The sequence below is a fragment of the Desulforhabdus amnigena genome (genome assembly GCF_027925305.1).
GTDB lineage: Bacteria > Desulfobacterota > Syntrophobacteria > Syntrophobacterales > Syntrophobacteraceae > Desulforhabdus > Desulforhabdus amnigena.
Genome location: NZ_BSDR01000001.1, coordinates 671,600 through 690,309 on the forward strand (window position 1 = coordinate 671,600; position 18,710 = coordinate 690,309).

The following is an 18,710-nucleotide window of genomic DNA, read 5'->3' on the forward strand; positions in this document are numbered from 1 at the left end:
CGAAGAGAATGCAGAGAATAAGGAAAATTCAAAAACTAGCTGTTTTCTCCGCTCTGCGATATCTGCGCAATCTGCGGATATGCAAATGGGTATGAACGGTTGCTCCGAATTCAACCTGAACACTGAAAAGCGGATTTTCTCCCGGCCTTTTGGCAATTTCATACACTGTGTTTCCGGAAAGCGCGAAAGCCCGCGAATTGTGTACGAAGCAGGGAAAAAAGTCAAAAAAATCCTGGAGGGATGTTCCATAGTCTTCATTCATTTCCGCCTGTTTTCCTGGAAAGATTGATTTCCTTTGGGGATAAATTCCTTTCGAATAGCCGGGAGCCGCAGAGTGAAGCTCGTTCCCTTTCCCGGAACGCTCTCCACTTCGATATCACCTCCGTGAGCCTCCATGAGTTTATGCACATTGGCAAGCCCCAATCCCACACCACGTGGCTTGGTTGTATAGTATGGGTCAAAGATATGAGGGAGGTCCTCGGAAGAGATTCCCATTCCGGAGTCGGAAATTTTGAAGACAGCCTGATCCGCCTCCCTGTATACCCGTATTTGGAGGGTGCCGCCATTTTCCATGGACTGCAACGCATTGAGATAAAGATTGAGAAGAACTTGTGAAAAACGGTCCGGATCCACTTCCACCTGCAGATCTTCAGGATTGATAAGGGATTGGACTTCCACTCCCTGATGCGATGCATCCATTTCCACCAAACGAGAAGTGTGCTGGATCAGTTCAGAGCAGAGACAGACCCTTTTTTGGAGTTCCGTCGGTCGTGCGAAGTCCAGCAATTCCGAGACAACCCGGTTGAGTCGTTCCACTTCCTGGCTCATGACTTCCGCAATTTTTCGAGCCCGGTCGTCATCCTTCAGTCGCCCCCCCAATATGGTGGCAAAGCCTTTGATGGAGCTCAACGGATTTCGTATCTCGTGGGCGACTCCAGCAGCCAGACGCCCCAATGCAGCCAGGCGCTCGCTCCGGTGAAGCTGCTCCTCCAGTTGCTTGATATTGGTCATGTCCGTAAAAAGAAAGACGTATCCGGAGATTCTTTCTTCGCCGTCCCGAATGACGGCAGCGTTCACGAGGAGTGGAACACGGTTCGTTCCGTCCGTCGAATACAGAACATCCTGTTCCACTACTTTCTCTTCATTTTCGAGTTGCTTTGCTATGGAGCGAAAACAGGGAAAGGCGTAGATATTTGCATTGATTAAAGGTGACTTCAAAATCTGGAGAGCCGCTGCATTGGTCCTTTGGATTTGCCCTCTTTTGTCCGTGGCCATCAGTCCCACAGGCATCTGATTGACCAGGGTGGAGGTGAAGGCCTCGACGTCCCGAAGGCACTTGCGGGCATCCCGGTAATGCTGAGCCCAGACCAAAGAGATGATCCCCGCGGCCCCTACCAGAAACATGAGTCCGAAAAGCAGCACGGTTTGCTGCAGATCCTGGCGCTGAACTGCTTCAAAAGGAGAAGGATCAAGCCCCAGTACCACGTAAAAGTCGTCGTTGCCGCAAGCTCCCTCTTCCTGCGGAAAGGGACAGTTCATCCCGTGCGAACCTCTGCCTCTCTTCTTGAACCAGGGTTTATAGGAACGAACGACTTCAAAGGATTTCTCCGGTGTGTCCAGGAAGCGGTAAGAAATCTGATCGCCTTGAGGAATGTTTACGAGCATTCTTTGGCCGATTTTATAAGCCTCGTTGTGCGCCACGATGCGCCCGGTTGCAGTGACGATGGCCGCAGAGAGGATTTCAGGCTGCTGTGCGGTTTCTTCCAGGAGAAGCTGCAGCTGGTTCTGTCCCCATCCCATCCCCATCATTCCGGTTCGGCTGCTCGCCTCCAGGGAATTGGCAAGAAGATTCGCTTCAGAAAGGAGCGCTCTCAGCATGAATTCCCGTTCCCGGTTTATATTCTTTGCAGCCAAAAAGAAAAGGATGGCCGCAAGAATGCCTACGGAGCCGATGATCATCCAGGGCGAAAACCATGCCCACTGGTTGGGTTGTGAAGGTCGTGAAACCATTTTATGAACTCCTTCGAAGGTGCGCCACTCCGAACAAAGATATGATGATTACATTTCATTTCGCATATTTCACGCGAAAAGGAAAATGCGGTATGTTTAACGATCTGCATGTTCGCTCGATTGCCATTGACAATCAAAGCAAGTATTCTAGATTTGAAAATCCAATGAATTCTCTATTTATTTTCTCTTCGACTCAACGGAGGATTTCCAGTGAAAAAGACGGCGAAGTGTTTGATTGTGCTTGTGACGATGCTTTTGTTTTTGGCGGGATGTGACTCTTTCTTATCGACACCGATCGGAAAAATCCTTGAAAATCCAAGAAAGTATGCGGATCGTTCCGTCACGATATCCGGGGAGGTTACGGAAGTTTTCAGCCTGATGGTGGTGCGTTATTTCGTCATCAAGGACAAAACCGGGCAAATTGCTGTGGTTACAGATAAACCTCTGCCGCGAAAAGGTACCGAGATCACGGTCCACGGCATGGTGAAGGAGGCCTTTTCAATGGGCGATCAACAATTGCTGGTTCTAGTAGAGGACAGTGGCAAGAAAGAGTAAACAAGTAAACAGACCTTAGCCCCCGCTCTTAGAGGCTGTCTGAAAATTCCTCTGCTTGGGAGCCGAACCTGCTTCGATTCCCCCCTTGAGGGGGGAATTTTCAGACATCTTCTTAGGTTCACCTTTGCCTGGGGAGGGGCGGGGCTACTCCGATGTGCGTTTCATCCTTTTGGTTCAAGAGGGTTTTTGAGATACCGGTAATAACTCTCGTACTGGTAAATGGCAGCCAGGGGGTTATGGCCCATCAGGCGGTCTTTCACGGCGAGTACGGTACAGGGAGCTTCGGCATACTTGAAAAACAATGAATCATGCCCAACGCACAATCCGAGCAGAACGTTGAAGTCTGACTGATGGTGGTTGACGACAAGGGCCTGGAGAACAGGATTACACATGGATTCAAAACTGTTCGATACAATTTGCTGCTCTTTTGTGATTTGGAGCACCTCCTTGGATACCCTGCCCACTTTACACACCACGGAGATCACCTCAAATCCTTGATTCTTCAAAATTTCATGCACAACGGCCGCTTCACGGCGCAAACCCACACAAAACACCAGTCCGATCCGCTTGTATTTCATTTTATTTGCAAATTCAATAACTTCTACGATGCGCGGCTTGATCGGCCGCACCATACTGTAGCCCTTTTCACGGTTTCCATACCCTTCAGCCTCCTGAATGGAAGCCTGCCTGGCGAACTCGAAAACCTCCGGCGATTGAATTTCTTCCACAGCTTTTTTCACCAAATCCCGATGACGCAGTGAAGGGCAATTTTCAGGGGCTTTGCCATTTTCTTTGCGGCAAAATCTTTCGGACCAATCGTAAGGGCACTCTGCACACTGGGGGTGTTTGTCTTGCATTCCTTGATTCCTCATTTCATTCTTAGGGTGAATGGTTTTTGATACCTGTGAACGGGAACCGTTAGCGGGCTCCCATTCATCGGGTCAGCACAAATGTTTTGTGCTCCTGGCGGTGGAGTTTCTCCCAATATCTCGAGAGAAGTGTAAAAACTCACGGCCGTATTATATATCTTTTCACCAAAGGCGGTTGTGTCGTCATGAAATATTTCATCGAAGCCAGGGGCGATTTCTTGACCCGAATGGAGGATTATCCTTGATCTATCCAGTTTTGATGACTGTGCCGAGTATGTTTTCCGGCTGCAGCACCCGAAAGCCTCTGGGAGCCGTGGTCTTTGGCAGGTATTCTTCGGGAAGGGCGGCCAGGTTTCCATCGCGAATTGCAGAGTAGGTGGGCGACAGGATTTCAACCCCCGCCGCATTGAATTTATCCTGAATGTTCTGGTGTAGTTCCGATTGTGTTTTAGCGAGTCTGTTGATCACCTTGGTATATGCATTCAATTCGTAAGTTACGGAAAAGTCGTTCAGGCTGGTTTGAAGAACAAAGGGGGGCGGGTCTTCAGAGACATCCTGGGTGGATAGGGCCGCGTCGGTCAGGAGTTGATGAACCGTCCTCCAGGGGACATCGTAGCCGATGGTGACGGTGGTAGAGAGAATCAGGCCCATCTGTTCCGCCATGGCGCTGAAGTTTATGATATGGCAGCCAAGCACCATGGAATTGGGAATAGTGACCTCCACATTCTTGATGGTGCGCAGACGAGTGATGAGAAGTGTCTTTTCGATCACGTCCCCGACCGTGTCGGCGATTTTCACGCGATCTCCTATTTTGAAAGGGCGCATGTAGATGAGGGACGCACCGGCGACAATGTTGGCGACAGCAGCCGTGGAGCCCAGAGACAAAAGTACACCCAAAAAAATCGATATCCCCTGAAAGGCCGGACTGCCAAAGCCCGGAAGATAAGGCGAAATGACGACAATGGTGAGGATAATGATCAGGAATCGTAAAAGCTTATAGGTGGGTTCCGCCCATTCCGGGTAAAAACCGGCAAGCCTTACGTTGTTTCTTCGAATTTCCGTGAAGACCATTCTGAAAAATTTTATGAGATAGCGTGCCAGCAGAGAAATGAACGCGATGATGATCAGATTGGGAATGAAGGCGAGCAATCCATGAAAAATATTGGAGATGGGGGCGATGATGTAATACAGGTAGGTGAGCACGATCCCTCGCGTCTGGGGGAAAAAGCTCAAAACGAGAGGGATAAAAATATAGACGGTCAGAGCAATGATCAAAAGCCGTAACGCATTCAAGAGTCGCTTCAATATATTGGAAAGGCGGTCTGCGGAGATAAGTTCAAGGTTTTGGATTTTGAACGGCGGGAGGCATGTGCCGACACATGATTCGAGTTTTTTCAAAGCCTTTTGAAAAAGCTTGTTGATGAACTTTATGATGAGAAGAAGGAGGATGAGGGTGAGGAGAGTGAGCAGGAGCCTCATGAAGACTCCTTCCGAACTCGATCCCCTGAATATGATTTGAATAACGGTCTGAATTTTTTCCATTCGTCTCTTCTCCTCAGCCCTCTCGATAAGAACTGCGCGGTGTCATGTACCGAATATCCGAACTACATTTCCACTTTTTTCCATGTCTTGTCGGGATCGAATTTTTCCATGGCCCCTGCCAGGGAATCTGTCTTGGGACCCAGGTCCTTTTGGTACACAATGCCATCGTGGTTGACGATAAAAGTCATGACCCCGGACGATCCATATTGGGCCGGATAAGCGACGAGTGCAAATCCACCGATCATCTTCCCTTGGACCACATAGTCGCATGCACCGTCCGGTGCATGGGGGCCCTGAGCCGTGAGGATCTTGTAAAGATATCCATAATAGGGTGTGGGATCTTCGTTTGATTGCTTATCGGAATAGCCTTCATTCCTGGCCTTTGCCATAAGAGGACCAAGGGGGCTCGGTTCTTCACCTTCCTGAGTTTCCCAGTACAGACCGTCCTTCTTGCCTTCTTCACTCATGAGTTTCATGGCATAGTCCATCGTTCCGTCCCCATTGGCGTCCTTTTCCGAATATTCGCGCTGAGCTTCAACATATGCCAGACAGACCTGGATGGCGCTCAATTCATTCTTTCCGATTCTCCGGTTGAGCAGTTCCTCTTTGCCCTCTTTAATATCAAAACGCCATGATTTCCCTTCCTTCACGATGGGGATGGGAAGCGGCCAGTCTTCGTTACCCACCTGAAGGACCACCCTTTTGTCGCTTTCATGCAAGAGCAGATTTTTTTCCGTATACATTTTCAGGAAATGCTCCCGCCCGCTCTCATCTGCCACCTCATCACCCGATGAGATGATTTGTTCTCCCTCTGGTCCGAAGATTGTGAGAAGCTTATTTTCGTCATTTTCCTGCAACGCACTTACCATGGCCGCCACAGCCTCTTCAGGCGATGAAAATTGGGCTGGCTTTGCCTTTGCTGCCAGGGCATTGTTTGCCAACAGGCTAAAAGCCACTCCCACCGTGACAAAAAGGAACGAAGCAAAATGCCTCCTGGAATTCTTTCTTCTATTTTGTGCGAAGAAAAACATCGTTTCTACCTCCAAAACAAGAATCTCGAAGATTTTCCACCATACAGGAGCCCGTCGGCGACCGTTGCATCAAAGTGAATGGATTCATTACCGGCGTCCTCTTCCTGCACGGCCTCCACCACCGCCAAATCTTCCTGTGGACATTTGTTGCCGGCTCGATCTGCCGCGGTCGGCCTGCATCCGAATTTCGCTGCCGCGCCCCATTCCTTCAAAAGCGCTCGATCTCCCGCGCTGTTCGAACCTCTGGCCCTGGAATTGTTGAGTCCGCCTCATATCTCCAGTACGTCTCAGTTGTTGTGAGGATCGGGTTTCTCTGCGTTGCTCGAAACCCCTTCGTGTAGAATCGGGAGGCCGGTTGATGCGGGGGGCACCTTCGGGGCGTACCGGAGCTTTGGATGGTCTGCGTTGTATCGTATCCCTCTGGTGGATTGAATCCCCATACCGCCTTTCGGTTCCTCTCCAGTCGTAGCCACGATAGTCGCGCCTGCCGTCGAAGCTTCTCACACCTCTCCGCCCATAGCGCTCCCTGTTGTATGCGTCCCGATAAGCCACACCCTTACGATGCCGCGCATCATGCTGCCATCTGACGGTATTGATGCCTCGGGTTCTGTAATCCCATCGATGCATATTGATATGGCGGTTTATATTGACATGCACATCATGTGAGCGCCAGCCCCAGTAACCCCATCCGTGGTCCCAGTAGCTTCCCACGGCAACACCGGCGGCGAACGAAATCAGTCCTGTGGCTATAATGGCTCCCGCTGGATAATAGGGGTAAACCACTGCCGGAGGATATGAGGGATACCACCAGGATCCGTAAACCACTGCCGGGTCGTATGTAGGGACGTAGATGACTTCAGGATTGGCCGGTTCGATCCGAATGATCTTTTCTTCCACAATGACTTTCTGCTGATCGGTCGATTTCAGGTTCCCCTGGTCGGCCGCCCTGGCCCGCAATTTCTGGACCGTGTCCATGACATCCGCTTCTTGAGCCAGGAAGGCATCCCCCAGATCTTGTGTCCAGTCCAGTTGGTCGCTCATCATGCTGAGGATTTCCGGGAATTGCACGAGGGCCTTCACGCTCGGATCCCAGTCCATTTTCTCGGCTGCGTCAAGGAGTTTCTGGCCTTTTAGATTCTTGTTTGCCCTGACCCACCGGTCCGCCTGGACCACCTCGATAGGGTAGGTGGCGGCCATGAGGATTTGTGCAAGCAAATTATCCGGGTAGAGGGCGATGGGCGCCAGCATCTGGTCCAGTTGTTCCTGGTTGAATACCGGCGTTGCCTCGGAGTTTTGCCCCATAGTCCCGGAGGGCGCAGCCAGCATCAAGGCAAGGAATCCTATGAGAAGTTTCATAGGTACAGTTTTTTTATTCATGGTTTTATCTCCTTGGCTTTGGGAGGGTCAGGAAGTCCACGAATCCGGCGCCTGCGGGATCGGGCAGATTCTCGGTATTTATCGAAGTCGAGTTTTGCGGCCGCTTTCTGATGTATATATCTTTTCGATGAATATAAGTCACTGTGTTTTCGGTATTTATTAAGATAAAGCCTGTCGAAGGCTTGCGCTCATCTTTTTCAACAAAACACAGCTCTCATACGCACTACGCAATCCACCGCGCAGATCATTTTGAAGTGAATCGCTTTTGAAATCCCCATTTACCTGGGAGGCACAGAGATCACAGAGGAATTTCATAAGAATTATAAAATATTCTCCGTGTCTCCGCAGTGAATAACGGGATATTGGAATCCGCCAACTCCCCAAAGCGCAAGATGGCTGCCTCAAGTTCCGCGGGATGGGATTGACGGTCATGGGCATTGACGGTATGCTTCCGGAAATTCTCTCAGGAAAGCTGAAAGCCATGGAAAATGGAGGAGCCATGTTCGATCTTCGATTCTCTCGTTTGTTTCTGTTCTGCCTTATGCTCTTTTTTCTTTCCCCTCCGGTTTGGGCTGAGAAGGGGCCTGACCGTTTTTTTCTCATGGGGGATGGCAGCATTCATATCAAGAACGTGCGTAGTGGGCAGGATGCCTCCATCACGCTCCTCACTCCGGATGGGGACCTGAATGAGGAAGGCTTCAACAAGGTCGATGAGCTTTTCGGTTTCCCGACCTGGGAAAAGGAGGAACACATCTCTCCGAGGCTGATTTTCATGCTCGATTATTTTTCCGACCTGGTTGCCCCCGGGAAGGTGATCCAGCTGGAATCCGGCTACCGCAGCCCGGAATACAACTCCAGCCTTCGGAATTCAGGAGGAAATGTCGCCAAGACGAGCCAGCACATAGACGGCATGGCGCTCGATTTCAGCATAGAAGGCGTGAACGGCAAGGAACTGTGGGAGATCATCCGGAGCAGAAATTGCTGCGGTGTCGGACATTACGGAGGATCGAGCATCCACCTGGATTCAGCGAGGCCCCGGTTCTGGGAGGCAGCAACCTCGAAAGTGAAAACGGGCGAGAGCGACTACAACCGAAGGATTTATGTCTCTTCGGATTATGACCGATATCGGCCCGGCGACGCAGTGCGGCTTTCATTTTCCTCGGTCAGTGTTTTCGGCTTTGGGATCGGACGTACCGTTTCCTTCGTAAATGATTCCGAAGGATCCCATACCGTCGCGGCGGCTCAGATCCGGAACCAGGAGGATGACGACTGCATTCTGATAAAAGACAGGAAGGCTTCCCGCTTCATTCATCTCTCCGTACCACCGGCATTGCGTGAGGGTAAGTACAGGATGAAAGTCGATTTTTGCCGGCGGCCTTTCGAGCAGATGCCGGAATGGACGCTTTCCAACGAGATCGAAATCAGTAAGAGTGGACCTTGAGCCTTTGTCATCAGGAATTGACAAGGAACAACCTGTTTGCTTTAAATGCTTGGCTTCCGGATTTTCGTGAAGACTGAAATCCATAGAAAACCAATAGGACATTGATTGCCCTCCCTCATATTCCGAGGGCATCAAATCCACTCCCGCCTCGAGCGTATTCTCCCCAGTGACGGTAAAGAAGGCATTTTTGCACCTCGACCATGCGGATAGCCTGTTGAAAATATAGTAAAACCAGGCCAATCCACGATGCGACAAATTTTGCGAAAGTCCCCCCTTGACATTTTCGAACATCGGATTAAAAAAATAGCGTGTTAGCACTCTCATTCAGAGAGTGCCAAAAATGTTTTGGTCCAAGGTTGTGATCCATTCTAATTCCCAAATAAGCATCGTGGCATGACGCAATGCCCAAAGGAGTGATGGTATGAAACTTAAGCCATTGCATGATCGGATTGTCGTGAAGCGCATGGAGGAAGAGGAAAAGACCGCTGGAGGGATCATTATACCCGACACTGCGAAGGAAAAGCCCCAACAGGGGAAAGTGATGGCGGTGGGTGAGGGCAAGTTCACGGAAAACGGCAACCGGACTCCTCTCAGCGTGAAGGAAGGCGACCGCATCCTCTTTGGCAAGTATGCGGGAACCGAAATCAAGGTCGAGGGTGAAGAGTTCCTCATCATGCGCGAGGACGATGTGCTGGCCATTGTGCAGTAGGCTCAAAGAAACTGAAATCGAGTAGTCAGGAGGAAGGATCATATGGCTGCAAAGGAAATCAAGTATTATGCCGAAGCCAGGGACAGGATCATGAACGGTGTCAACATCCTCGCCGATGCGGTCAAGGTCACCCTGGGACCCAAGGGCCGCAACGTGGTCATCGAAAAGAGCTTCGGCTCGCCCCTTGTTACGAAGGACGGCGTTACGGTAGCCAAGGAAATCGAACTGGCCGACAAGTTCGAGAACATGGGGGCCCAGATGGTCAAAGAGGTGGCCAGCAAAACCTCGGACGTGGCGGGCGACGGGACCACGACAGCAACCATCCTTGCCCAGGCCATCTACCGTGAAGGCTCCAAGTTGGTCGCCGCGGGACACAACCCCATGGCCTTGAAGCGCGGTATCGAAAAGGCCGTGGATGCCTCCGTTAAAGAGTTGAAAAACATCAGTAAGCCCATCAAGGACCAGAGGGAAATCTCTCAAGTGGGCACCATCAGCGCCAACAACGATTCCACCATCGGCGGGATCATCGCCGAAGCCATGAGCAAGGTGGGAAAAGAGGGCGTCATAACGGTTGAAGAGGCCAAGAGCATGGAGACTACTCTTGAGGTAGTCGAAGGCATGCAGTTCGACCGCGGCTACATCTCTCCGTATTTTGTGACCGACCCAGAGCGCATGGAAGCGGTTCTCGAAGAGCCTTATATCCTTACTTACGAAAAGAAGATAAGCAACATGAAGGACCTGCTTCCCATCCTGGAGCAGATCGCCAAGATGGGCAAGCCGCTTATCATCATTGCAGAGGATGTGGAGGGCGAAGCCCTGGCAACCCTGGTCGTGAACAAGCTGCGGGGTACATTGAAAGTGTGTGCCGTCAAAGCACCAGGCTTCGGCGACAGGCGCAAAGCCATGCTCCAGGATATCGCCATCCTCACGGGCGGCCAATTGATTTCTGAAGACATCGGAGTCAAGCTCGAGAACATTACTCTGAACGATCTCGGCCAGTGCAAGACCATCAGGGTGGACAAGGAGAATACCACTATTGTGGATGGCGCCGGAAGCCGTGAAGCCATCGAAGGTCGCATCAAACAGATCCGGGCTCAAATCGAAGAGACCACGAGTGATTACGACCGCGAGAAGCTTCAGGAGCGCTTGGCAAAAATCGTTGGCGGCGTCGCGGTGATCAAGGTCGGAGCCGCCACTGAGGTAGAGATGAAGGAAAAGAAGGCCCGTGTCGAAGACGCTTTGAACGCGACCCGTGCGGCCGTCGAGGAGGGTATCGTTCCCGGAGGCGGTGTGGCGCTCCTTCGCTGCATTCCCGTTCTGGATAAAATAGGGGCCACGGGGGAGGAGGCCTTTGGTGTCAAGATCGTGAAGCGCGCTCTCGAAGAACCCGTGCGCCAGATCGCCAACAATGCCGGCCTTGAGGGCTCTGTTGTGGTCGAGCGGGTCAGGAGCGGAAACGGCGCTTTCGGCTTCAACGCCGAAACGGAAACATACGGCGATCTCGTCGAAGCGGGAGTCATCGATCCGACCAAGGTAGTACGCTTCGCTCTGCAGAATGCATCCAGCGTGGCTGCCCTGATGCTCACTACGGAGGCCATGGTCGCCGAAAAGCCTAAGAAGAAAGAACCTATGCATCCTATGCCCGGCGGCGGCATGGAAGACATGTACTAACAGCCTATCCGGAAACCTCCCTTGACCTTTTGGGGGTCAGGGAGGGGTAAAGCTCCTTGAAACAGTCATATACCTTTCAAGAACGGAGTTGAGGATCGGGTTCCGACACCTCGGACTGAATTCGGAAAGGAGGCAAATGTCATGGATCTGAAAAAGCTTGCACCCTGGAACTGGTTCAGGAAGGAAGAGGAGGAACAGCCCATATCACTTCCTGTGCAGCGTCATGGCCAGCTGCGCTCTTACAGTCCCATTGCGCAGTTTCACCAGGAAATCGATCGGATGTTCGACAACTTCTTCCGTGGATTCAGTTTCCCTTCCATTGGTTTTGGCAGAGAACATGCCCCGCTGGTTCAAAGCGAGTGGTTCAAGCCCATGCTGGATGTCGCGGCTGGCGACAAGGAATATACGATCTCTGTCGAACTGCCCGGAGTGGATGAAAAGGACGTTCAGCTGGAGCTTTCGGAGGACACCCTGGTGATCAAAGGCGAAAAGAAACAGGAAAGGGAGGAAAAAGACAAGAACTACTACCGGATGGAGCGCTCTTACGGTTCCTTCCAAAGGGTACTGTCTCTGCCTGAAGATGCAGACCAGGATGGCATTGGTGCCGAATACAGGAACGGTATCTTGAAGGTCACAATCCCCCGCAAGGTAGGGCCGAAGAAAGAATCCAGGCAGATCACCATCAAGACCGGATGACTCTCTACGCACCTGGACAGTGGGGTAAAAGCGATTTGACGATCGGTTCGGTGATTTCCTGATTGAAATCACCAATCACACAAAGAACTCGATGACATAGAAAATAGATCTCCGGGAGGCTCTTTTCATCGTGCAGGACGCCGCCTCCCGGAATGACAATTTATATGAAACGGGTGTGGTTCTCTTGGAACGACGGTCAAGTCCGGAAATCAGTGAGGGAAAGTCCAGGCTTATGGAGGCCAATGGAACGACTTGAATCATTTGGGTAATCCAAAAGACGCCTCCAATCCCACGCTCATTACAAGGCCTTTTTCAGAATCCAGGTTAAACGGACATCCCGTTTCCTCAATATTATTCCAATACGTGAATATTTTTTCTTTTACAAATCGCTTTGAGAACATCGGGCCAGACCGTAGTGCTTACCTCTCCAATGTGAGCGGTTCTTAACAAATACATGAATGTACGTGACTGACCTATACCGCCTCCAATGCTTAGTGGTATCTCATCATTGAGGATCGCCTGGTGGTAGGGCAATTGGAGGAAATGCTCCTGCCCGGCCTCCTTGAGCTGCTGCACCATGGTCTCTTTGGTCACACGGATACCCATGGATGTCAGTTCATGACGACGCTTCGTCACCGGATTCCAGACCAGAATATCGCCGTTGAGTCCATGAAATTGCTTTCCGTTCTTTTTGATCGTGGGCGTGATCCAGTCGTCATAATCCGCCGCTCGCATCTCATGGGGGTAACCGTCTTCCAGGACATACCCGATGCCGATGATAAAGATCGCCGGATGCACCTCCCGGACCATTATCGTCTCTCGTTGCTTGCGGGTAAGGTCCGGGTAGCGTTCCAAGATTTCCTCCGCGTGAAAAAATTCCAGCTTTTTGGGAATATCTGGATACTTATCGGTATCGAGCCTTGGGAAGTCTTTCTTGACCATCTGACCCGCCTCATAGATAACCGACCAGATTCTCTCCACGACATCCCGCAAAAAATCCAGATTGCGCATATCTTTAGTGATAACCCGTTCCCAATCCCATTGATCCACATAGGCGCTATGGTCATGGTCCAGGAAGTAATCCTTTCTAACCGCCCTCATATCTGTACAGATGCCTTCGCCCACTTCACAGCCGAATTGCTTCAAGGCCATCCGTTTCCATTTCGTGGCCGCCTGAACCACCTGGGCTTCGATTCTTTTTTCAAGACCGAGCCCGCAAGGAAATTCGATGGGCGTACGTGAACCATCCCGGTCAAGATAATCATTGATGCCGCTTTCCTTGGTTACGATAAGCGGAACCTGGACCATAAAAAGGTTGAGTTCCCTGCACAAGTTTTCTTCAATAAAATTTTTTATCTTGAATAGTGCCTTCATCCTCTCCTTGGGACCCAACAACGCCTCATAATTGCGTGGAAGGATTTTGTCCACTTCTTCATAAGTGCTGATGCCGGGCCCTGCTAGATCCGATTTCTTATCTGTCATCTATACCTCCTTTGAAAGAGTCCAAAAGTATGCTCCAGGTTGATGTTAAGAAACTCTTTATTGTCAAAGTGCGAAAAATAGGCTTAGCTTTCAAGCCACTTCTTCCCTTGAAAGAGAGAATAAGTTTCCTTCTCCCTACAGAGATCATGCATACGAAAATGTGCACTGCCCTCACCTCTAGGCACATGGCTTACATTTGGGGTGTATAAGCATCGAGAATTATTAAACTCCATCATGCAGCACCCCATCCTGTGCATTCCCTTGATTGATGCTGGAGCCTCTCTCATTCCTCCCTTTAAGTCTTTCAATTAAATATTAAATAATATTGAATACTTATTAATGAAAACAATCATTTTTTTTTATTGGTACGAGCCTTGCTCATATTATTGCACAGGTAAAGCAACACAGTGTAATTACATATTCTAATAGATGATATTTATATAATATGAAAAGGAGATATTAGTATGAAAAAATTGGCATTGCAACTGTTTGTATTAGGATCACTGGTGGCATCTTACGCACTTCCTGTACTGGCGTGTGGAGGCGGTGGCCCCTAGTTGAATGTAAACACAGGTCAATATGTAGCATGTATCGTTTGCAAGCTAAACTCAATCGATAGAATTCCAGGAGAACAAATATGAAAAAATTGGCATTGCAACTGTTTGTATTAGGATCACTGGTGGCATCTTACGCACTTCCTGTACTGGCGTGTGGAGGCGGTGGCCCCTAGTTGAATGTAAACACAGGTCAATATGTAGCATGTATCGTTTGCAAGCTAAACTCAATCGATAGAATTCCAGGAGAACAAATATGAAAAAATTGGCATTGCAACTGTTTGTATTAGGATCACTGGTGGCATCTTACGCACTTCCTGTACTGGCGTGTGGAGGTGGTGGCCCCTAGTGATAAGTGCCTTGGCAAAATATTCTTAGGCTCTTTTCTTGTTGCCTTGGGTGCTGGCTTTCTGGTTTTTTAACTTTTATCCTAATAAGATATCATTCGGTTTGTTTGAGATAACATTGCAAGTGGGATAGAATTTTCAAAATGGCTATACGGCAAGGGAAAAACGATCATCTGTTGTTTGCAAATACTGGTAGGGTTAGTGTGCTCGCAAACAGGGCTTGTAGAGGAGCAACCTGGTAGTTCTAAAAAATGAAAATCTGCCGGGTTCTAAGAATAGAGGAGGCACGAATCGTCTTGGTTCGTGCTTTTTCTTTTTTGTAAAAAGTGCATTGTTTGGTATGAATGACCTGGGAGTTGGAGGAGAAGATAAAGAGATTCAAGAATTTTATTCTGAGGGAGGTGTATGACAATGAAACACCTTTATTCACTCTTGATCATTTGCCTGGCAGTCGTGATGATCACCGTGAACCCTCTGATGGGCCAGATGAATGCCGAAGAGAGGCCGACATCGCAAAGCACTAATGCCAATAAAACCGAAAACCGTTACGGAGGCATATATAGAGCCCCTTTGCTGAACAATCCAAGTACACTAGATCCTGCATATGTTCAAGACATGTATGGTGTAACCGTTGTTCAGCAACTTTTTGACGGTTTGGTTCAATTCAGCCCGGACCTGTTTGTGATACCAGCACTGGCCGAAAACTGGCAGGCGGAAGAAAGTGGCAAGGTCTATCGCTTTAGGTTGCGAAATGATGCACATTTTCATAATGGTAGGAAAATCGTTTCGCACGATATAATATTTTCATTGACTCGTCTTTTTCGCATTGATCCTCCCCCGGCTATTCTTCCCCATTTGCTTAGAATTTCAGGTGCCAAAGAGTATGCCGAAAAGAAATTGGAAACGATTTCAGGCTTGACCGCCGTGGATGATCGTACTCTTGTGATCCGGTTGGAAGAACCGTATGCACCTTTTCTCATTGCTCTCGGAATGTACCAGGCGAAGATTGTTCCTGCCGAGGAGTTGGAGAAGGGGGAAGATTATTTTGCCCATCATCCTGTGGGAAGCGGGCCCTTCAAGTTTTCCTCCTGGGAGGAGAATGAAAAGATCAAACTTGAAAAGTTCTCCGATTACTATGCCGGAAGCCCCTATCTGGATGGTATAGATTTCTTCATCTATCCAGGAGGTCAGCTGGACGAAGTTTTTGCTGACTTTCAGAAGAATGTTTTGGATGAAATGCCTGTTTATGGAAAAATTCGAGAGAGATTGGCGGTGGACAAGAACATCAAGATGATTCACCGTCCCTCATTGAGTCTTCTTTTCTACGGATTTAACTGTCAGAATCCTCGCTTTAAGGACCCCAGAATTAGAAAAGAATTGTCGGAGGCTCTTGACCGCCAGGAGCTGGTATCTCAAATTTACCGTGGCCAGTTTGAAATCGCACGCAGTATCATCCCCCCAGGTTTACCGGGGTATCTTCCAGAAAATGAAAGAATTGAAAGAGAGAAGCGAAGGCGTTTCAAGGACCCTGGCGCCCAAGTTTCCGAAGAGTTGAAAAAAATAGGTCCGGTTGAAATCGTCTCAAATGTTCAATCGCCCTTTTCGCAGGCGGAGCTGAATTATGTCCGGGAATGCTGGGCCCGGCTCGGAATTTCTACAGACATAAAGTATATTACGAACTGGGCAGAGTTTGAGCGATATCTGAAATCCGACGGTCTGCAGATTTTTCGATATGCCTGGTTTGCAGACATTCCGGATCCGGACAATTTTTTACAACCCCTTTTTGCCAGTGACTCTCAAAACAATTTCATGCGGTATAAAGACAATAAAGTCGATAAAATGCTGCGGGATGCGGTTGGAATGCTCGATCCCATAGCACGCGCTGAAATGTATCAGCAACTGCAGAGGACGATCCTTGATTCAGTCCCGATTATTCCCCTCTTGTATTTGAGTGTCGATTCGGCCTATCAACCTTTTGTCCAGGGCATCCAGGTGAGTCCCCTGGGAGCGCATACCATGTCTTATCATCGTGTGTGGGTGAAATAGTCCTTTCTCTTACCAGGAGTGACGGCTTCCGGGGAACATGCAAAACTCGCCTCTCAAAATCAGAATTCTGAAATCACCCCGCTATATACCGCTGAGGTTTCGCTTTATTCTTCTCAGTTCCTTCCTGTTGATTCTGTTGCTCGGTACCATAACCGCTTTCCTGGTCGCTCAGCAAAGCCGAAGCATTCGCAGTCAAGTGGAGCGAAAAGGGTTGGCTATAGCACAAAGCCTGGCGGCGACCTCCAAGGTTGCTTTAGTTACCTATAACTATATCTCGCTTGAACAGTCGGCCAACGAGGCATCCAAAGACCCCGATATCATCTCTGTGATTATTCATGACAAGGAAGGGCGTGTAGCCGGATATAGCGGTCGTGTAGATTTACAGGGAAAGTTTTTGGATGATGAAGAAAGCCGGAAAGCTGTTTCCGCAACAGAACCATTGGCTCAGCAGGAGATTCTGGAAAATTTGAAGAAACCCGTGCTCGATACGGTGGTTCCCGTATATGTTCCCGGTTCGGATTTGCGCTGGGGAACGGTCCGGGTGATTCTATCGCTGGAACCGATGTACCATCAACTCCGCTTGACTCAGTTGATCATTTTTGCCATTGGAACCGTGGCGCTTCTGTTTGGCATCCTTGTCTCAAGTCTAGTTGCACGAAGAATAACCCGTCCTTTGGGATATCTCACTCAGGCTACTCTGGAAGCGGCTCAGGGAAATCTGGATCAGAAGATCGATGTGCGCACCGGAGATGAAGTGGAGGTATTGGCCTCCAATTTCTCCAAAATGATAAAAGAAATCCTTGTACAAAAACAGCAGCTGGAAAATCAATTGGAAGAAATCCGGCATCTGCAGCGGTACACGGAAAAGCTTTTGACCACGATGAATGATGGTTTGCTTTCCGTGAACCATGGGGGAGCCGTTGCCACTGTCAACCCTGCGGCCTGCAGGTTGCTTGGCATAGATCCAGGGATTGAACGAGGGACATCTGCTACAGAGGTACTGGAGCATGTCCCCGAGTTGCTTGAATACATACAAAGTAAACTTGAGAGTCCAGTCGGTGCTACTCAGCAGCAGATTAGGCTGACAAAACGAGCTGAAACACGGGTCATCCTCGCCAGCTGCAGTCCCCTTTTGAAGAGGGATGGTACTCTCGAAGAACTTATCACAAACCTGCATGACATTACCGAGTTGAAAAAATTGGAAGCCCGCATTCGTCAGACAGAGAGGCTGGCTGCATTGGGGACATTGGCTGCAGGTATGGCTCATGAGATTCGAAATCCCCTTTCTGCCATCAAAACATTTGTACAGTTGCTTCCACGGAAACTCGAAAAACCGGGCTTTCTGGAAAAATTCAATCGCACCGTGCCACGAGAATTGGAACGAATCAATCGACTGGTCGATGATTTGTTGGAATTGTCGAGAGATCCAAGATATCGTTTTGACTGGGTGGATATCAAATCCCTGCTGCAACAGTGTGCAGAGTTGTTCGAAATGGATTTTAGGGCGGCTGACATTCGCTTTGAATTGCAGTTTTCTTCAGACATCCCTCTTGTGAGGGCGGATGCAGACCAACTTGTGAAAGCTTTTCAAAATCTCATTCGAAATGCTGTTCAAGCCATGTTGGGGGGAGGCTTTTTGAAGGTGGAAGCGTCGAGTGTCCTGGATAAGCAAAAAGAAGACGAGTATCAGCATCATGGCGGGTGGGTTTGCATTCGCTTCAAAGACACTGGACCCGGAATTCATGCGGAAGATTTCAAGCACATTTTTAATCCATTTTTTACGACAAAGGATAGCGGTACCGGTCTCGGTTTGGCCATCACACACAAGGTGATTACCGAACATGGAGGACACATAGATGTTACGAGCAGCGTTGGAGCAGGCACTTGCTTTTCGGTTTATCTGCCTCACGAGAAGTTGGACCGGAAGGCTTTTTCTTGACTACACTTCAGTATAATTTGCCCTGACTCCTGTGCACATCATGATTTCAATAAATTCCCACCTGAGTCTGAAATCTGACTTTTTTATTAATATAATAAATACTTATCAAGAATTTCTTTGGGTGGCATTTTTTTTGTTTAAGTACATTTGTCAAGTTGAGATCTTCTAAGGTGCAACACTTTGCACTGCGGTTCTTCCTGATGGAATCATCGAGGGCGGTTCTACCTGCATAAGGTGTGAAAAAGCCTCCGAAGCGCCTTGCCAGGATTTCCGCTTTCATAGGGTGACAACGAGGATCATTCTCTCAATAACCTGTTGAATTGTATTCCGTTGTATACCCCCTTGAGGTTGTCTGAGTTTAGAGCCGATTGCATTCTCATAATGCTCCGAAAAGGAATGGGCACAATCGCGAATTGTTGACATCGTTTCACTTTATTGTGC

General features: G+C 49.2%; 13 protein-coding genes. 7 read left to right on the plus strand and 6 right to left on the minus strand.

The genetic code is table 11. The features are described 5' to 3' along the window. Positions 1–258: 258 nt before the first annotated feature. Positions 259–2,010 carry an ATP-binding protein gene (locus QMG16_RS03010; protein WP_281792188.1) on the minus strand — a complete coding sequence of 584 codons (1,752 nt, stop codon included), beginning with the start codon at positions 2,008–2,010 and terminating at the stop codon, positions 259–261. Between the two features lie 210 nt (positions 2,011–2,220). Here QMG16_RS03010 and QMG16_RS03015 point away from each other — a divergent pair, with 210 nt between their 5' ends. Next, a complete protein-coding gene (locus QMG16_RS03015) occupies positions 2,221–2,565 on the plus strand; it encodes an OB-fold nucleic acid binding domain-containing protein (protein WP_281792189.1) in 345 nt (114 codons plus the stop codon). Positions 2,566–2,726: 161 nt separating this feature from the next. Here QMG16_RS03015 and QMG16_RS03020 read toward each other — a convergent pair whose 3' ends face one another. The 4 genes from QMG16_RS03020 to QMG16_RS03035 all read right to left on the minus strand — a co-directional run bounded on the left by QMG16_RS03020 (position 2,727) and on the right by QMG16_RS03035 (position 7,384). Continuing rightward, positions 2,727–3,422: a DUF1847 domain-containing protein gene (locus QMG16_RS03020; RefSeq protein WP_281792190.1), complete on the minus strand. Its 696-nt coding sequence runs from the start codon at positions 3,420–3,422 to the stop codon at positions 2,727–2,729. 258 nt (positions 3,423–3,680) lie between these two features. Next, the gene (locus QMG16_RS03025) at positions 3,681–4,976 is read right to left on the minus strand and encodes a mechanosensitive ion channel family protein (protein WP_281792191.1); all 1,296 of its coding nucleotides are present in this window, start codon (positions 4,974–4,976) and stop codon (positions 3,681–3,683) included. Between the two features lie 62 nt (positions 4,977–5,038). Then, on the minus strand, positions 5,039–6,007 hold the full coding sequence (locus QMG16_RS03030; protein WP_281792192.1) for a DUF2950 domain-containing protein: 969 nt from the start codon (positions 6,005–6,007) through the stop codon (positions 5,039–5,041). A gap of 87 nt (positions 6,008–6,094) precedes the next feature. Beyond that, on the minus strand, positions 6,095–7,384 hold the full coding sequence (locus QMG16_RS03035; protein WP_281792193.1) for a DUF3300 domain-containing protein: 1,290 nt from the start codon (positions 7,382–7,384) through the stop codon (positions 6,095–6,097). A gap of 430 nt (positions 7,385–7,814) precedes the next feature. Here QMG16_RS03035 and QMG16_RS03040 point away from each other — a divergent pair, with 430 nt between their 5' ends. The 4 genes from QMG16_RS03040 (at position 7,815) to QMG16_RS03055 (ending at position 11,901) form a co-directional block, all read left to right on the plus strand. Further along, positions 7,815–8,825, plus strand: coding sequence for a YcbK family protein (locus QMG16_RS03040; protein ID WP_281792194.1), 1,011 nt, complete (start codon positions 7,815–7,817; stop codon positions 8,823–8,825). Positions 8,826–9,246: 421 nt separating this feature from the next. Further along, positions 9,247–9,534, plus strand: a complete 288-nt coding sequence (gene groES / locus QMG16_RS03045; RefSeq protein WP_281792195.1) for a co-chaperone GroES — start codon at positions 9,247–9,249, stop codon at positions 9,532–9,534. A gap of 42 nt (positions 9,535–9,576) precedes the next feature. Continuing rightward, entirely contained in the window at positions 9,577–11,205 is a 1,629-nt protein-coding gene (gene groL / locus QMG16_RS03050) for a chaperonin GroEL (RefSeq protein ID WP_281792196.1), read from the plus strand. 141 nt (positions 11,206–11,346) lie between these two features. After that, positions 11,347–11,901 (plus strand): Hsp20/alpha crystallin family protein, encoded by a 555-nt coding sequence (locus tag QMG16_RS03055; RefSeq protein ID WP_281792197.1) that lies wholly within the window; start codon positions 11,347–11,349, stop codon positions 11,899–11,901. A 351-nt stretch (positions 11,902–12,252) separates the two neighbouring features. Here the strand turns inward: QMG16_RS03055 and QMG16_RS03060 are convergent, their stop codons facing one another. Beyond that, complete coding sequence (locus QMG16_RS03060) at positions 12,253–13,383, minus strand: aspartate--ammonia ligase (protein ID WP_281792198.1); 1,131 nt, start codon at positions 13,381–13,383, stop codon at positions 12,253–12,255. Between the two features lie 1,306 nt (positions 13,384–14,689). On the opposite strand from QMG16_RS03060, the gene QMG16_RS03065 reads away from it, so the two are divergent. Together QMG16_RS03065 and QMG16_RS03070 are read left to right on the plus strand one after the other, a co-directional pair. After that, a complete protein-coding gene (locus QMG16_RS03065) occupies positions 14,690–16,330 on the plus strand; it encodes an ABC transporter substrate-binding protein (RefSeq protein WP_281792199.1) in 1,641 nt (546 codons plus the stop codon). A 37-nt stretch (positions 16,331–16,367) separates the two neighbouring features. Then, positions 16,368–18,269, plus strand: a complete 1,902-nt coding sequence (locus QMG16_RS03070) for a sensor histidine kinase (protein WP_281792200.1) — start codon at positions 16,368–16,370, stop codon at positions 18,267–18,269. Positions 18,270–18,710: the final 441 nt, after the last annotated feature.

Bases quoted from the DNA above. Each gene is read 5' to 3' on its own strand.
- groL (WP_281792196.1), top strand. From the start codon at position 9,577: ATGGCTGCAAAGGAAATCAAGTATTATGCCGAAGCCAGGGACAGGATC.
- QMG16_RS03030 (WP_281792192.1), bottom strand. From the start codon at position 6,007: ATGTTTTTCTTCGCACAAAATAGAAGAAAGAATTCCAGGAGGCATTTT.
- QMG16_RS03065 (WP_281792199.1), top strand. From the start codon at position 14,690: ATGACAATGAAACACCTTTATTCACTCTTGATCATTTGCCTGGCAGTC.
- QMG16_RS03070 (WP_281792200.1), top strand. From the start codon at position 16,368: ATGCAAAACTCGCCTCTCAAAATCAGAATTCTGAAATCACCCCGCTAT.
- QMG16_RS03055 (WP_281792197.1), top strand. From the start codon at position 11,347: ATGGATCTGAAAAAGCTTGCACCCTGGAACTGGTTCAGGAAGGAAGAG.
- QMG16_RS03035 (WP_281792193.1), bottom strand. From the start codon at position 7,384: ATGAATAAAAAAACTGTACCTATGAAACTTCTCATAGGATTCCTTGCC.
- QMG16_RS03060 (WP_281792198.1), bottom strand. From the start codon at position 13,383: ATGACAGATAAGAAATCGGATCTAGCAGGGCCCGGCATCAGCACTTAT.
- QMG16_RS03025 (WP_281792191.1), bottom strand. From the start codon at position 4,976: ATGGAAAAAATTCAGACCGTTATTCAAATCATATTCAGGGGATCGAGT.
- QMG16_RS03020 (WP_281792190.1), bottom strand. From the start codon at position 3,422: ATGCAAGACAAACACCCCCAGTGTGCAGAGTGCCCTTACGATTGGTCC.
- groES (WP_281792195.1), top strand. From the start codon at position 9,247: ATGAAACTTAAGCCATTGCATGATCGGATTGTCGTGAAGCGCATGGAG.
- QMG16_RS03040 (WP_281792194.1), top strand. From the start codon at position 7,815: ATGGGCATTGACGGTATGCTTCCGGAAATTCTCTCAGGAAAGCTGAAA.
- QMG16_RS03010 (WP_281792188.1), bottom strand. From the start codon at position 2,010: ATGGTTTCACGACCTTCACAACCCAACCAGTGGGCATGGTTTTCGCCC.